General features: G+C 52.5%; 15 protein-coding genes and 2 tRNA genes. 9 read left to right on the top strand and 8 right to left on the bottom strand.

Features of this window, described 5'->3' with window-relative positions; genetic code table 11:
* Positions 1-95 precede the first annotated feature (95 nt).
* Complete coding sequence (locus DYE26_RS30780; protein WP_115311359.1) at positions 96-998, top strand: transposase; 903 nt, start codon at positions 96-98, stop codon at positions 996-998.
* Between the two features lie 490 nt (positions 999-1,488).
* Here DYE26_RS30780 and nikC read toward each other — a convergent pair whose 3' ends face one another.
* From nikC to DYE26_RS30755, 5 genes are all read right to left on the bottom strand, one after another.
* Complete coding sequence (gene nikC, locus DYE26_RS30775; protein ID WP_036620448.1) at positions 1,489-2,385, bottom strand: nickel transporter permease; 897 nt, start codon at positions 2,383-2,385, stop codon at positions 1,489-1,491.
* 12 nt (positions 2,386-2,397) lie between these two features.
* On the bottom strand, positions 2,398-3,402 hold the full coding sequence (locus DYE26_RS30770; RefSeq protein ID WP_036620446.1) for an ABC transporter permease: 1,005 nt from the start codon (positions 3,400-3,402) through the stop codon (positions 2,398-2,400).
* Between the two features lie 40 nt (positions 3,403-3,442).
* A complete protein-coding gene (locus DYE26_RS30765; RefSeq protein WP_036620444.1) occupies positions 3,443-5,104 on the bottom strand; it encodes an ABC transporter substrate-binding protein in 1,662 nt (553 codons plus the stop codon).
* Between the two features lie 80 nt (positions 5,105-5,184).
* Positions 5,185-6,165 carry an ABC transporter ATP-binding protein gene (locus DYE26_RS30760; RefSeq protein WP_036620442.1) on the bottom strand — a complete coding sequence of 327 codons (981 nt, stop codon included), beginning with the start codon at positions 6,163-6,165 and terminating at the stop codon, positions 5,185-5,187.
* Positions 6,162-7,151 carry an ABC transporter ATP-binding protein gene (locus tag DYE26_RS30755; protein ID WP_036620440.1) on the bottom strand — a complete coding sequence of 330 codons (990 nt, stop codon included), beginning with the start codon at positions 7,149-7,151 and terminating at the stop codon, positions 6,162-6,164. Before DYE26_RS30755 ends, DYE26_RS30760 begins: the two co-directional genes overlap by 4 nt.
* Before the next feature lie 522 nt (positions 7,152-7,673).
* Between DYE26_RS30755 and DYE26_RS30750 the strand changes: the two genes are divergently transcribed.
* The 8 genes from DYE26_RS30750 (at position 7,674) to DYE26_RS30715 (ending at position 13,536) form a co-directional block, all read left to right on the top strand.
* Entirely contained in the window at positions 7,674-8,168 is a 495-nt protein-coding gene (locus DYE26_RS30750) for a glutathione peroxidase (RefSeq protein ID WP_036620438.1), read from the top strand.
* 143 nt (positions 8,169-8,311) lie between these two features.
* A complete protein-coding gene (locus DYE26_RS30745; RefSeq protein WP_036620434.1) occupies positions 8,312-8,689 on the top strand; it encodes a hypothetical protein in 378 nt (125 codons plus the stop codon).
* Between the two features lie 80 nt (positions 8,690-8,769).
* Positions 8,770-8,843 (top strand) — tRNA-Gly (locus DYE26_RS30740).
* A gap of 431 nt (positions 8,844-9,274) precedes the next feature.
* Positions 9,275-9,988 carry a response regulator transcription factor gene (locus DYE26_RS30735; RefSeq protein WP_036620430.1) on the top strand — a complete coding sequence of 238 codons (714 nt, stop codon included), beginning with the start codon at positions 9,275-9,277 and terminating at the stop codon, positions 9,986-9,988.
* On the top strand, positions 9,985-11,082 hold the full coding sequence (locus tag DYE26_RS30730; protein WP_051985313.1) for a sensor histidine kinase: 1,098 nt from the start codon (positions 9,985-9,987) through the stop codon (positions 11,080-11,082). Before DYE26_RS30735 ends, DYE26_RS30730 begins: the two co-directional genes overlap by 4 nt.
* A 93-nt stretch (positions 11,083-11,175) precedes the next feature.
* Positions 11,176-12,084 (top strand): ABC transporter ATP-binding protein, encoded by a 909-nt coding sequence (locus tag DYE26_RS30725; RefSeq protein ID WP_036620428.1) that lies wholly within the window; start codon positions 11,176-11,178, stop codon positions 12,082-12,084.
* Positions 12,081-12,788 (top strand): ABC transporter permease, encoded by a 708-nt coding sequence (locus tag DYE26_RS30720; protein WP_036620424.1) that lies wholly within the window; start codon positions 12,081-12,083, stop codon positions 12,786-12,788. Before DYE26_RS30725 ends, DYE26_RS30720 begins: the two co-directional genes overlap by 4 nt.
* A 13-nt stretch (positions 12,789-12,801) precedes the next feature.
* A complete protein-coding gene (locus tag DYE26_RS30715) occupies positions 12,802-13,536 on the top strand; it encodes an ABC transporter permease (protein ID WP_036620423.1) in 735 nt (244 codons plus the stop codon).
* Positions 13,537-13,594: 58 nt separating this feature from the next.
* Here the strand turns inward: DYE26_RS30715 and DYE26_RS30710 are convergent.
* The 3 genes from DYE26_RS30710 to DYE26_RS30700 form a co-directional block, all read right to left on the bottom strand.
* Positions 13,595-13,668, bottom strand: a tRNA-Arg gene (locus tag DYE26_RS30710).
* An 83-nt stretch (positions 13,669-13,751) separates the two neighbouring features.
* A complete protein-coding gene (locus DYE26_RS30705) occupies positions 13,752-14,102 on the bottom strand; it encodes a hypothetical protein (protein ID WP_036620419.1) in 351 nt (116 codons plus the stop codon).
* A 27-nt stretch (positions 14,103-14,129) separates the two neighbouring features.
* Positions 14,130-14,459 carry a hypothetical protein gene (locus DYE26_RS30700; protein WP_306308158.1) on the bottom strand — a complete coding sequence of 110 codons (330 nt, stop codon included), beginning with the start codon at positions 14,457-14,459 and terminating at the stop codon, positions 14,130-14,132.
* Positions 14,460-14,462 lie beyond the last annotated feature (3 nt).

Below are 14,462 nucleotides of genomic sequence, written 5' to 3'. Positions count from 1 at the left end.
GGTGAGATTTTCGGCTTGATAAGGGAACATACGTTTGGTATAATGAAATAAATGGAACCTATGTTCGTATATTCTTGATTTGGGGGCGAGCCGATATGGAAGCCAATACGGGAACGGAACTTCAGCCATTCAGCAGCCGTTTTAACAGCGAACAGGACTGCATGGAGGCGCTGATCGCGATGAAGTGGCCAAACGGCTTTGTCTGCCCGCGTTGCGCTCACACCCGGTGCAGCCGTCTGACCTCCCGGCATATCCCCTTGTTCGAGTGCGGAAAATGCAAGCATCAAACATCGCCTTTGGTCGGCACGATTTTTGAAGGAACGCATCTGCCCTTGCTCAAGTGGTTCGAGGCCCTGGATTTATTCCTGCTGGAGGGCGGCATCTCGGCGCTGCGGCTGCGCCAGGTGATCCGGGTCACCTACAAGACCGCCTGGTCGATGCTGCACAAAATACGCCATGCCGTGGGGGAGTTCGATGCCCGGGAACTGCTCTCCGGAGACGTGAAGGTGAACAGCGATCAGTATGGGCGTAATCCGTCCCGGTGTCAGCTTTCGCATCCGTACGCCTCGGCGGTCGTAGCCGGCTGCACGGTCACGGAGTCGGGCGAGCCGGAGCACGTCAAAATCCGCCTGGTGCCGCATAAGCGGGGAGGCGAAAAGAGGGCAAACCGTCACGATCTAACCGCGTTTATTGGCGGGCATGTGGATGTCCGTACATCGGCGGTACAGTTGTTCCCTCAGGCCTTTCGGCTGTATGCGCCCTTGCGGAGAGTGGTGAGAGAGGCGTGGGAATCGCTGAAGAGTACGTATGGAGCCTTGGGACTGAAGCATCTGCAGGCGTACCTGAACGAGTACACCGTACGCCGCCGGCTGCGCCTGCCCAAAGCGGAAGAAACGATGCGGCAGAAGTTGCTGCAAATGTGTGTGGCGATTCCGGCGATCCCTTACCGCCGGCTGATCGCACGCCAACCGAACCAGCCCCTTGCGGCTGCGGCCTGATCGTGATGTTTGAACGGTGGGGGTTACTTGATGCGGATCAACTTAATTGGGTGTTGATTAGCATGAACAGTGCGGGCGTTGCTGCAGGCGGAAGAGTTCAGGCTATAGCAACATCACGGTCTTTTCGTTTCCCTCGCGTCCTGTCCTTGATCTCCTGTCTCGATCTCCTTCCGGTCTGCTTCACCTTCTATAAACCTGATTTCTTCTCCTATACCTGTCTAAATTATCTCGAACCTATCTACTTCTCCACGGATATTTTTTTCTCCCGAGCTTGCCTGTTTCTCTGCTGCCTGATCAAAAGGGATAATCGTGCAAAGCACCCGGACAAGGAGTGCTGATCTGCCGCCCACCTCACTTCCCTATCCTCAAGCTTTCAACGCAGGGGCCTAAGCTGATTTTTGCTCTACGAAAGTTGAGTTATGAATCTATAATGTCAAAAAAAACCGCCGGGATCCCTCCCGGCAGTTAAGCTAAATGATCAAGATTCCTATTAATTTTTCATCCGCGGGTCCAAGGCGTCGCGCAAACCGTCGCCCATCAAGTTGAAGGCAAGCACGGTGAGCATGATCGACACCCCCGGGAAAATAACCGTCCACGGAGCCGTGGCGATAAATTGCCGCGAGTCGGACAGCATTTTACCCCATTCCGGTGCCGGCGGCTGCGCGCCGAGGCCAAGGAAGCCAAGTGCGGCGGCTTCAATAATCGCCGTGGCGATGCCGAGCGTGCCCTGCACGATGATCGGCGTTAAGCTGTTCGGCAGGATGTGCCGCAGCAGAATGCCGCTGTTCTTCATCCCGATCGCCCGCGCGGCCGTAATGTACTCTTCGTTTTTCAAGCTGAGCACCTTGGCGCGGACCAGGCGGCCGTACGTCGGAATGTTGACGATCGCGATCGCGTACAGCGCGTTTTGCAGCGACGGGCCGAGGATGGCGACGATGGCGATCGCCAGCAGAATGCTCGGAAACGCGAGCAGGATATCAAACAGGCGCGAGATGATCATATCGATCCATTTCCCGTAAAACCCGGCGAGAATCCCGAGAATCGTGCCGAGGATAATCGATCCGATAACGGAAAACGTGCCAACCCACAGGGAAATCCGCGCCCCGTACAGTACCCGGGTGAACAGGTCGCGCCCCAGGTCGTCCGTGCCGAACCAATGCTCGGAAGACGGGGGTTTTAAGCGGTTCCCCAACTCCTGGGCCTTAAAATCATAAGGCGCGACCACGGGAGCCAGCAGCGCGATGATGACAAACAGCACAATCATGATCAGACCGATCATGGCGATTTTATTTTTGCGGAACGTTCTCCACGCATCGCGCCAAGGCCCGGAAACCTTTTCGGCCTGAATGGCGGAGTTGCCGCCTGTGCTTGCAGTGATTTGAGCCATGGTTTCCCTCCTTTACCGATAGCGAATGCGTGGATCGACCGCGGCGTACAGCAAATCCACAATCAGATTGATGAAGACGAAAATAAAAGCGATGATCAGAATGCCGGATTGAATGACCGGATAATCGCGCGAGCTGATCGCATCGTAGATATAACGTCCTACGCCCGGCCAGGCGAAAATCGTTTCCGTCAACACCGCGCCGCCGAGCAGTGCCCCGGTTTGCAGGCCGATGACCGTCAGCACCGGAATAAACGCATTTTTAAGCGCATGCTTGTAAACGACGACGAATTGCGATAACCCCTTGGCTTTCGCCGTGCGGACAAAATCCGAATTCATGACCTCCAGCATGCTCGAGCGCGTCATCCGGGCGATCACCGCCATCGGAATCGTGCCCAGCGCCACGCTCGGCAAAACCAAGTGCTTGATCACCGTCCACAGCTGATCCCAACGGCCGGCTATAATCGTGTCGAGCACATACAGATTCGTCACGGTTTCCACCGGATCACGCTGATTCATGCGGCCGATCGAAGGGAGCCAGTGGAGCTTCAAGGAGAAGATCCACTGTTCCATCAGACCGAGCCAGAAAATCGGCATCGACACCCCGATGAGTGCAATCAGCATGCAAATGTAGTCAAACCAGGAGTTTTGCTTCCACGCGCTAATGATCCCGGCGTTTACCCCAACGATGATGGCGAACAGCATCGCCGAAATGGTCAGCTCCGCGGTGGCGGCCAAATACGGCATGATCTCTTGGGAAATCGGCACTCTCGTGCGGATCGATTGCCCCAGGTCGCCCTGCAGCAAATCTCCCATATACGTAAAGTACTGCTGATACCACGGATTGTTTAAACCCAGTTGTTCCCGAAGCGCCTCTTTGGACTGCTCCGTCGCTTTCTGCCCCAGAATGGTTTCCGCAGGATCACCGGGAATCGCATGGATAATGGAGAATACGATAATCGTCATTCCGATCAGGACAGGAACCATGATTAACAATCGTTTAAAAATATAGGCTTTCAAGTTAAGGCTCACCTGCCAGAGGCGTTAACAAAAACGCCCGTTATTCGAAATAAATGTTGCTGTAGTACTCTGTCCCTGTCGGAGACGGAACGTATCCTTTTACATTGGCTTTGGCTGCAAGCAGCGGCGTCGTATGCACGAGCGGAATCCACGGTGCATCGGCTTTGATGATTTCCTGGGCTTTTTTGTACAGCTCTTCGCGTTTCGATTGCTCGGTTTCAACTTGCGCCTGCTTCAAAATCTCGTGCAGCTCATCGTTGGCGTAATAGCTGTAGTTGTTGGACGGAATGGCGTCTTTGTCCAGCAGCGTGTACAGGAAGTTGTCCGGGTCGCCGTTGTCGCCTTGCCATCCGAGCATGTAGATGTCGTCTTTGTCACCGGCTTGCGCATCGTCAATATAAGTCGCCCATTCCGGAGATTCGATGTTCACTTTAACGCCGATTTTTTCGAAATCCGCTTGAATAACTTCGGCTACTTTCTTGCCGTCAGGCATGTAAGGACGGGATACCGGCATCGCGTAGAACGTATACTCGCCCGGCAGGCCGTTCGGGTAGCCGGCTTCCGCCAGCAGTTGCTTCGCTTTTTCCAAATCGTATTCGTAATCCTGAATGCTGTCGTTGTAGCCCCATAGGGACGGCGGCATCGGGTTTTTGGCCGGCTGGGCCTGGCCCGCGAAGAAAGCGTCGATGATTCCTTGTTTATTTACGGCATAGCTAAGCGCTTGTCTTACTTTTACGTTGTTAAACGGTTCTTTCTTCAGGTTGAAGCCGACGTAACCCACGTTGTTGGACGGACGTTCGATTTTTTGCAGATCCGGGTTGCTTTGCAGCGTAGCCAGATCGTCTGGGGTCAAGTCTTCCATCAGGTCGATTTCACCGCTTTGCAGTGCATTAAAGCGCGCGGAGTTGTCCGGGATCGAACGAACGATAACTTTGTTCAGCTTCGGAAGCCCTTCCTTCCAGTAGTTCGGGTTCTTTTCCAAGGTAATCGAATCGTTGCGTTTCCACTCTTTGAACACAAACGGCCCTGTGCCGACCGGTTCGTTTTTGAAGTTTTCCTTCTTCTCTTTAATTGCCGTTGGGCTGGCAATCCCGAACGAGGTCATGGCCAGATTTTGCAGGAAAGGCGCCTGCGGCTGATTCAGCGTGAATTCCACCGTATTGTCGTCGATAGCTTTGACTTCTTTAATGACGCGTTTGCCGTCCGGACCAAACATCGAGTCATAATAATCGAAAGAGTCCCCTTCAAACTTGTATTCGCTTTTCGGATCGGACCAACGCGTGAAGTTAAAGACGACAGCTTCGGCGTTGAAGTCGGTTCCATCATGGAACTTGACGCCTTGGCGCAGCTTGAACGTGTATTTGAGGCCGTCTTCGGAAACCGTCCAGCTTTCGGCGAGGGACGGCTGCACTTCCGTTGTTCCTTCCTTGTACTCCAGCAAGGAATCAAACACCTGGTGCGTAATTTTAAGCGATTCGCCGTCGGTGACGATCGAAGGATCCAGGGATGCGGAATCGCCGCCGCGTCCGACGATCAATGTATCCTGCGCGGATCCTGCCGGAGCTTCCGCTCCCGTGTTCGCCCCCGTATTTGTGCCCGCGGCTTTGTTGCCTCCGCCGCCGTTGCCGCCGCAGCCCGTCAAGGCAACGGCCATGCTCAGCATCAATAGCAAAATGACACTGCTCCATCTCTTTGCTTTCATAAGTGTGGCTCCCTTCTTGACATTGAATATATATGGGTTTGTTTATATGAAGCCGGACGTTTATGCCGGCTATAAACCATTTATGCCTCTTGAGTAAACAGGTGGCAGGCCGTCAGATGGCCGGCTTCCGTTTCCGCGAGGTCGGGCCGTTTCGAACGGCAAACGTCCATCGCCATCGGACAGCGCGTATGAAAGGCGCAGCCGACCGGGGCATTCGCCGGACTTGGCACTTCTCCCTGCAAAATAATCCGCTCGGGCTTTTTGTCCGGATCCGGTTCCGGCACCGCGGACAACAGCGCCTGGGTATATGGATGCTGCGGCGCGGAATACAGCTTGTTTTTCTCGGCGATCTCCACAATCCGTCCGAGATACATCACCGCGACCCGATCGCAAATATGCTTCACCACGCTGAGATCATGCGCGATAAAAATGTAGGTCAGGCCGAATTCCTCCTGCAAATCCTGCAGCAGGTTGATCACCTGCGACTGAATCGAAACATCCAGCGCCGAGACCGGTTCGTCCGCGACGATCAGCTTCGGCTGGAGCGAAAGCGCCCGGGCGATGCCGATCCGCTGCCGCTGTCCGCCGGAAAATTGGTGCGGATACCGCTGCAGATGGCCTTGCGTCAAACCGACGACATCGATCAGCCGGTCGATGATGTTCCGGCGTTCTTTCGCGTCGCCGACGCCATGCACAATGAGCGGCTCCTCCAAAATGCGCTGTACGGTGTGGCGGGGATCCAGCGACGAAAACGGATCCTGGAACACGATTTGCATATCTTTGCGTTTTTTGCGCAGTTCCTCCGGGGAAAGCGCGGTGATATCCTCGCCGTTAAAAATGACGCGCCCGTCCGTCGGTTCGATCAGCCGCAGCAGCGAGCGGCCGGTGGTTGATTTGCCGCAGCCGCTTTCGCCGACAAGCCCAAACGTTTCGCCTTTTTGCACCGTAAACGAAATATCGTCGACCGCTTTGACGAACTGCTGTTTGGACTTACCGAACATCCCCCCGCCGATCGGGTAATATTTTTTCAGATGCTCTACTTGCAGTAATGGTTCGCTCATACGACATCCTCCTGTGGCGTTTCATGCAGCCAGCACCGGCAGCTGTGGGCCGTTTCGTATTCCCGCAGCTCGGGAAGCTGCGTGAGGCATGCCGGCATTGCATGCGGGCAGCGATCGGCGAAGCGGCAGCCCTGCATTTGCGTGCTAAGCACAGGAACGTTGCCGGGAATCGAAAACAGCCGTTTCCGCTGCTCATCCATGCGCGGCACCGATTTGATGAGCCCTTGCGTGTACGGGTGCAGCGGGTTTTTGAAAATATCGTGCACGCTGCCTTCCTCGACGACCTTCCCCGCGTACATGACGGCCACGCGATGGCACATCTCGGCCACGACGCCGAGGTCGTGGGTAATCATCATCACAGCCGTTCCGTTTTCCTCGTTCAGGCGCCGGATCAGGTCCAGAATCTGCGCTTGGATCGTCACGTCCAGCGCTGTCGTCGGTTCATCGGCGATCAGCAGCTCCGGGCTGCAGGAAATCGCCATGGCGATCATCACCCGCTGGCGCATCCCCCCTGACAACTGATGGGGATATTCGTCGATAATCGCTTCCGGCCTTGGAATGCCGACCTTTTTCAGCATATCGATCGTATGCGCCCGGGCTTCCTTTTTGCTGAGCCCCTTGTGCAGGCGAACCGCTTCCCCGATTTGCTGCCCGATCGTATACAGCGGATTCAGGGACGTCATCGGCTCTTGAAAGATCATCGAGATCGCGTTGCCGCGGATCGAACGCATTTCACGCTCCTTTAGCGGAACGATATCCCGGCCTTTGAAAAAAATCGATCCTCCGACGATTTTGCCCGGAGGTTGCGGAATCAGTTTGAGCACAGACAACGAGGTCACGCTTTTTCCGCAGCCCGATTCGCCGACGACCCCCAGCACTTCGCCGGGATTCACATACAAATTCACACCGTCCACAGCGGGGATTTCGCCGCGGTCGGTGAAAAAATGAGTATGCAAATCCTCAATTTGCAAAATGGGTTGAATCATGTAATAGCCTCTTTTCATGAAAAATTAAAGCTTGCAGCTACTTGAAAAATTTTGCGGAGCTTCATGAATATTTTTCATAATGTCCACATATAAAGGACTAGTGTTTATGTACCCTAACTTGCTGCAATTCGTTAAAGTAGCAGGATGCCCCTTCCCGATAGCTGCTTGTTTGACAGCAAAAACCACCGCCGATAAGTCCTTCATTGGTGGACACATGTTTACGGATACTTCTTCGCTGCATTCAAGTAAAGCGAAATTGTGACAAACAATCGAACTATGGTCAATTGAAGGTTAAAAAAATCCGCTAAACGAACAAAAAAACGGCTTGTTTAGTAACTTTACAGTATTTTTACATGATAGACAATAGAAAATTTATAAGATGTCAAGTCTGTGGAAGGTTTTTTCTATCGAAGCTATAATCGTTGGTGACGTAAATTGAGTTGTCCGCCCCATTTAGGTAGAATAAAGAAGAATGCTGTTTTGGCGTATGTTTCGCCATATTTTACGGAGGAAGGTGAGAAGATGAACATCTATGATTTTGAAGTTCGGACGATTGACGGCAAAGCCATGACCCTTAAAGCTTTCGAAGGGAAAGTGCTGCTGATCGTAAACACGGCCAGCGCCTGCGGTTTGACTCCGCATTACGAGGGCCTGCAGCGCCTTTATGACACGTATAAAGACCAGGGGTTTGTTGTGCTCGGTTTTCCTTGCAATCAATTTGCCGAACAGGAGCCGGGGACGGAGGAAGAAATCAAAGCTTTCTGTGAGACCCGATACCAAGTCACCTTTCCGCTTTTCAGCAAAATCGACGTTAAGGGAGAGCAAGCCCACCCGTTGTACCGATACTTGGTCGAAAATACACCGGAGCCTTACAAAACCGGAGATATCGAATGGAATTTCGTTAAATTTTTGATCGACCCAAAAGGCCGGATCATCAAGCAATACAGCGCACGCACCGAACCGGCCGCGGTCGAACCGGATATCCGCGGGCTGCTGGGCGCCGCTGAGACCGAGTAACTTCGACGCCGAATCCACTTCTTGACCTGCCTCGTGATAAGAAGATGGCTTTTTGAACAATCTCTAAAATTTATAAGAAGACAATCCGCCCGGATTTCGATATAATTTGAGATATATCGACAGAGCTGGGGGCCATCATTTTGATGTCTACAAAAAGAACTGATCCTTTTCGCTACACTTTGACGCCGCCTTTGGCCTGTAAGATGGAGATTACGCATATCGACGATATGCCTCTTCAAAGCAAGCCGGCAACGGTCGATCTCATCGACATCAACAAATCGGGATGCCGAATCGGGACCGGCCTTAATTTGCACGCTTCCACCCACCATATCCGGGCGGCCGTTCACGTTCAACTGAACGAGCACCTATGCGTGTACAACGGCGAAATTCGCTGGCAGGAGGAGATCGAGCCGGCCGTGTTCCATTATGGACTGTCTCTGGAGCTAAGTCCTGACGAGAAGGAGCAGTTAAACATCGAACTGCGCTCGCTGGCTGCTTCCGGACGGATTGTCGTTCTCTAAACGCGCCTGGCGGATGCTGTGGGAGGATATACTTGATCTTCCCACGGCAAAGGTGTATAATACTTATTGCTCGGCAAAATGCGGGTGTAGTTCAATGGTAGAATGCCAGCTTCCCAAGCTTGAGGCGAGGGTTCGATTCCCTTCACCCGCTCCATAATTGACTAAAGATAAGCACACTAACTGATGGTTACTCAACTATTAGAAGGTGTGCTTTTTTGGTACGCTTGCAAACCTGTTAGCGGCACCATGCTGCTTCTATGGGAAAATATGCTATAATCCATAATAAGAGTGATAGAAAAGGCTTGCAAGGGCGGTCGGCGCATCTTCCGGAAAGGGAGGTGAGGCCATGGAGGTGTAGCTTTGCTGACTTACCTCAAAAAGAAATTGACCGCCCTAGGGGAAGGTTGCGGTCTAATTTTCTAAATCATCCCTATTTAATCTGCCGCCCTTAAAAGCGGCTACTGCACGAAGGAGTCGTATCGCAAGTACGGCTCCTTTTAATGTCTTCATTTTTGCATTTCATGTAGTGTCTTTCAATGACACATGATATTTTTTACCTAGTTTATATAAATAAGGAGAGCGACGATGGAGCAACGCATTCTTCTGGTGGACGATGAAACCGGCATTCTCGATATGTTGGAAACGATCTTGAACAAAGAAGGGTTCCGATCCATTGAACGGGCGGAAACAGGGCAAAGGGCGCTGCAATTAGTTGAAGAGTTTGAGCCGCAACTGATTGTCCTTGATGTGATGCTGCCCGATATGAGCGGGCTGGAGCTTTGTATGGAACTGCGCAAGAAAACGGAGGCGCCCGTGCTTTTTTTGACGGCGAGAACCTCGGACTACGATAAACTCGTGGGATTTGCCATGGGCGGCGATGACTATATCACCAAACCTTTTAACGCCCTGGAGGTTGTTGCGCGGATTAAGGTCCAGTTAAAACGCTGGCAGATGTGTTTGAGCCAGGGACGGCCAAAAACATTGGAATTTGCGGATTTTGGCATCAACACCGAGTCGTGCGAAGTGATCCGAAACGGACAGCCTTTGGAAATGACGGCATTGGAATATTCGCTGCTGCTCTTTTTTGCCGAGCATCCGAACCGGATTTTTACCGCGGCCCAATTATATGAAAACGTATGGGGACAGCTGAATATGGGCGATGACAAAACCGTCGTGATGCATATTTCCAAGATCCGCAAAAAAATCGAGCCCGACGCCCAGGTGCCGAAATATATCAAGAACATTCGCGGACTAGGGTATAAATTCATCCCGCATAAACAGGGAGAGACCAGACAATGAAAACCTCGCTGAAAATGAGCATAAAAATCCTTGCCTTGATGGTAATCCCATTGATGGTTTATTTCCTTAGCTTAGGTTTGCTTACCAATCTTTTTAGTTTTGTCAAGCAAGCGATCCCCGTACTCCGGGCTATGGACTGGGGAATTTTTCGCCACACCGCAACGCTTCTTTCCGGGGCGGCTGTGGCTTACTTGTTTTTTCTGTTAATCATAAAGCCTATTCTGCACATTGTTCATTGGATTCAGGCGCTGTCGCAAGGAACTTTTCAGGAACCTGCCGCAACCGGTTTTTTATTTAGCGGAACCCCGATTTTTCAGAAAAGCAAACAGTTTTTATACAAAGACCTCCTCATCCAGATGCAGATTTTGACGGACAAATTAAAACAAAGCGAAACGGACCGAAGGACGCTGGAAAAAAGCCGCCGCGACTGGCTGGCCGGGATCACGCACGATCTGAAGACGCCGCTGTCCTATATTCAGGGGTATGCTTCGATGATTGCCGCCGAGCGGTACAACTGGTCCGAACGCGAAGTGAAAACGTTTGGCGCCAAGATCGAACAAAAATCCATGCATATTCAAAAGCTGATCGACGATTTAAACGCATCCTTCCAATCCGAAAACGGGAAAATCGCTTTGCAAAAAACGCGCACGGAAATGGTTGAATTTCTGCGGCGCATAACGTTGGATACGGCCAATTCTCCGCGCTCCGCAGAGTATGCTTTTGCTTATGAAACCGAGTTGGACACATGTTTTCTGGAAGCGGACACCGCGCTGCTGCAAAGGGCAATGCAAAACATCCTTGTCAATGCCGTCATTCATAATCCTCCGGGCACGGAAATTCGCGTATCGGTGAGCAAGAAGCCCCTTGTTTTTTGTATCCAGGTTGCCGACAATGGGACGGGAATGGACGAGCAAACCCGGAACAATCTGTTTGAAAGCTATTATCGGGGAATGCCAACGCACCAGCCGGCGGAGGGGTCGGGGCTCGGTATGGCGATCGCCCGCCAATTGATCGAGCTGCATGGCGGTTCGATCCGCGCGGAAAGCGCGCCGGAGCGCGGAACCTCCATTCTGATCGAATTGCCGCCGCCATAATACGATTTTACTTAGATTTTACTTTCGTTTACTTGAGAAAAAGACTCATGCGCAATACTCCTGCTATAACAAGAAAAACAGGAGGAGAAGCTTGTGTCCGGATATATCATTGAAACAGGCGGCCTGACGCGGCGTTTCGGCGAACGCGTTTCCGTCGATCAGCTTAACTTGCGTGTTCCGGAAGGGAAAATCTACGGATTTTTAGGGGCGAACGGCGCCGGGAAAACAACGACCATTCGCATGCTGCTCAGCTTGATCCGGCCGGACGAAGGCACGATTCAAATCATGGGGCGCTCGCTTTCGCATCACCGCGAAGCCATTTTGCGAAATATCGGTTCATTGGTTGAAGCGCCTTCCTATTACGGGCATTTATCGGCCTATCAAAATCTTAAATTGATTGCGAAGCTGTTGGACTTGCCGGAAAGCAACATTCGCGAAGCCCTGGATACCGTTCGGCTCACTCCCTATGCCAAGCAGACGGTCAAAGGATATTCGCTTGGGATGAAGCAGCGGTTAGGCATCGCGCAAGCCTTGATCCGCAAGCCGCGGATATTAATACTGGACGAGCCGATCAACGGCCTTGATCCGGCCGGGATTCAAGAAATCCGCCATTTGCTGCTGTCGTTATCCCGCGAACAGGGGATAACCATTTTTTTGTCCAGCCATATTTTGAGCGAGATCCAAGCCGTATCCGACTACGTGGGGATTATCCAGAACGGGAAATTGATTTTTCAAGACCGGATTCAGGAGCTTGAAAAGAGAAATAAGGTACGGCTGGCGATTATTGCGGACCGGACCGATGAAGCGTACCGGGTGCTTGCCGGCGGCGGGGCGGAAATCGAGCGCTACGGGAGCCAGCTGCTGATTACGGTTACCGAGCGGATGAGCCAAGCTGACATCTTCAAGCTGCTTCAACCGTTCACCTTACACCAGGTCAAGGAAGTCACCGCATCCCTGGAGGAAATCTTTTTGCAGCTGACGGGGAGAGGGGAAAGCTTATGATGCAAAGGGCGCTTTCCGCCGAGTATCTGAAGATGAAAAAAATCTGCCTATGGATTCCGGTCATCAGCGCGGTAATTTTGCTGTTGTTCAGCTGCATGGAATGGTACCTGTATTTTCGTCAGGGAGAAGCTGGCGTCTATACGGGGTTTAATGTGCTGTATATGTTTTTGTCCTTTACGATGCTGCTGACCATCTCCTTGTTGTGCAGCACCATGTCCGAACCGGAGCATCAAGCGCAAGGATTAAAGCTGCTGTTTTCCCTGCCCGTCAACCGAACGGCTTTCTATTTTGCCAAGGCGATCTGGATCGGGGCCTTGATGCTGGGATGCTGCGCGCTCATTATTGGCGGAACGGCAGGGATATGGCTCGCTTACACCGATTTGACACTTCCCTTCCCGTTTTTGGTTAAGCAGGTCCTGGGCTGCTTTGGCGCGTCCCTGCCGGTCCTGGGAATACAATTATTTCTGTCGCTACGCTTCTCCAATCAGACATTCCCGCTGGCGGTCGGCGTGCTTGGCGCCATCTCCAGTCTGTTTATCGCCAGATTCGGCGGAACACTCTTATATGTCCTGCCGTGGGCCTACCCTTCCATGGCCAGCCCTTTTATCGGCGGGTATACCCATTGGATCATGCTGGGAGCCGGGTTAGGATTGGTTTTGCTTTGGGGCGGAGCCGTAGGCTTTCGCGCCATGGAGATCAAATAGGAGGAAGATGGATATGCTAAGTTTATTTTTTGCGGAAGCCGGAAAAGTCAGATGGCTGTTGATTTTATTGTTGGTTCTCATGGACATAACGGCAAGCTTTGCGCTGGCCGCGGAACATGTCGCGTCTTTGACCGATTACTTTGCGCCCGATTGGACCACCCTTTATTTTCAAGCGGTTTCCTTACACGGGATGTTTATTCTGCCTCTGTTCGCCGGCATATTTGCGGCATTCCTCTGCTTCTATGAACATAAAAACGGAGCGTGGAAGCAGCTGCTCACCCTGCCGTTTCCGCGCTGGAAAATCTATTTGTCCAAGTTTTTGATGCTGGTCGTTTTATTGGCGATCGCACAGCTTGCCTTTTTGGCCGGGTACCTGGCAACCGGAAACCTCATTCATGTAGAGGGCGTTATTCCCTGGAAAACCGTGCTGACCGGCGTGACCGGCGGATGGCTGGCAGCTTTTCCCCTGGCCATGCTGCAGATTTACCTGTCGACCCGTTTCAAATCTTTCGGAATCGCCCTGTTGTTCAGCATCTCGGCGGTGATCCCGAATATCGTCATTACGGGTTTCGAAGGATTTATCGGGGCATGGTTCCCCTTCGCCCCGCCGTATTATGCCATGTTTCCGCAAGGACTGCCTCTCTCTCCAAGGCTGGAGCCCGGTTCGTTTGTCCTGATTCTCGCCTTCACCTTCCTCGTCTATCTTGCGGCCGGTCTGCGGCATTTTGTGCGCAGGGATTGGATGTGAGCAACTATAAGCTAAAAAGAGGCCCGTATCTACGGGCCTCGAGAAATATCGAAGGAAACGTCCCAGGAACGATTCGAACGCTCGACCGACGGCTTAGAAGGCCGTTGCTCTATCCAGCTGAGCTACTGGGACACAAATATGAATAAAAAAGGATGCGTTAATTATTATAGCGCATCCTTTTTATTTTTTCAAAGCCGTTTTTACAAAAAAATCCGTCATTTGGGAGGAAGCTCATTAATCTTTGCCGCGATCGCCTCGTGGGCAAGCAAATTTTCCAGGAATAGCCGGCGCTGCTTAGCTGGCTCAGGCCAGCCGGTATCCCCGAAGTTTTCTTCGGCCACTTCCGCATAAGCCTGGTGCATGTTGTTGTCGTACCAATCGATTTCCGGCTGGGCGTCGCTTCGGATCATGCGGATGATTTCCCAGCCAGCGCCTTGATCGGAACGGGCAATATAGACGAACAGATCGGGATCGCCTACCGCCCCCGGCCGCACCTGGATGACGGCGCAAGGACGCCCCAAATGCTCGTCCATCCGTCTGAATTCCGCGTCTTTGATGTAATACATGCTCGGTATCGTTCCTTTCCCGGAGCTTTAAATGGGCCAGAGCTTGCCCGGGTACCCCGCCCGCTCCAGCTGCTCCCTGGTCTCCGCCGTGCCCAGCCGGTAAATTTCCCGAAACAGGCCGCTCACAACGCTTTGATAGCTTTGGTTGACATCGCCTTCCGGCGTATCCGGCCAAGGAAAGGTGAAGGCCAAAAAAGTGCTTTCTTCCTTCTCGTCAAGCTGACCGAGCAGGTGCTTTAACGTATCGGCTTCCTCCGAGGTTGCCTCGACCGCCCATTCATAGGCCGCCGCGCCGGGATCGTCGAGCACCGAACGACCCTGCACGGAAACGTAGTACCGTTTCTTTTCCAACGCCATATC

Origin of the sequence: Paenibacillus macerans, assembly GCF_900454495.1 — a bacterium.
Lineage (GTDB): Bacteria > Bacillota > Bacilli > Paenibacillales > Paenibacillaceae > Fontibacillus > Fontibacillus macerans.
This window is presented reverse-complemented; position numbering and strand designations above follow the sequence as displayed.

What these genes read in the sequence shown, in the direction of transcription:
- DYE26_RS30720 (WP_036620424.1), top strand. Translation starts at nt 12,081, where the DNA reads ATGATGCAAAGGGCGCTTTCCGCCGAGTATCTGAAGATGAAAAAAATC.
- DYE26_RS30730 (WP_051985313.1), top strand. Translation starts at nt 9,985, where the DNA reads ATGAAAACCTCGCTGAAAATGAGCATAAAAATCCTTGCCTTGATGGTA.
- DYE26_RS30765 (WP_036620444.1), bottom strand. Translation starts at nt 5,104, where the DNA reads ATGAAAGCAAAGAGATGGAGCAGTGTCATTTTGCTATTGATGCTGAGC.
- DYE26_RS30700 (WP_306308158.1), bottom strand. Translation starts at nt 14,459, where the DNA reads ATGGCGTTGGAAAAGAAACGGTACTACGTTTCCGTGCAGGGTCGTTCG.
- nikC (WP_036620448.1), bottom strand. Translation starts at nt 2,385, where the DNA reads ATGGCTCAAATCACTGCAAGCACAGGCGGCAACTCCGCCATTCAGGCC.
- DYE26_RS30705 (WP_036620419.1), bottom strand. Translation starts at nt 14,102, where the DNA reads ATGTATTACATCAAAGACGCGGAATTCAGACGGATGGACGAGCATTTG.
- DYE26_RS30750 (WP_036620438.1), top strand. Translation starts at nt 7,674, where the DNA reads ATGAACATCTATGATTTTGAAGTTCGGACGATTGACGGCAAAGCCATG.
- DYE26_RS30715 (WP_036620423.1), top strand. Translation starts at nt 12,802, where the DNA reads ATGCTAAGTTTATTTTTTGCGGAAGCCGGAAAAGTCAGATGGCTGTTG.
- DYE26_RS30760 (WP_036620442.1), bottom strand. Translation starts at nt 6,165, where the DNA reads ATGAGCGAACCATTACTGCAAGTAGAGCATCTGAAAAAATATTACCCG.
- DYE26_RS30780 (WP_115311359.1), top strand. Translation starts at nt 96, where the DNA reads ATGGAAGCCAATACGGGAACGGAACTTCAGCCATTCAGCAGCCGTTTT.
- DYE26_RS30745 (WP_036620434.1), top strand. Translation starts at nt 8,312, where the DNA reads ATGTCTACAAAAAGAACTGATCCTTTTCGCTACACTTTGACGCCGCCT.
- DYE26_RS30735 (WP_036620430.1), top strand. Translation starts at nt 9,275, where the DNA reads ATGGAGCAACGCATTCTTCTGGTGGACGATGAAACCGGCATTCTCGAT.
- DYE26_RS30755 (WP_036620440.1), bottom strand. Translation starts at nt 7,151, where the DNA reads ATGATTCAACCCATTTTGCAAATTGAGGATTTGCATACTCATTTTTTC.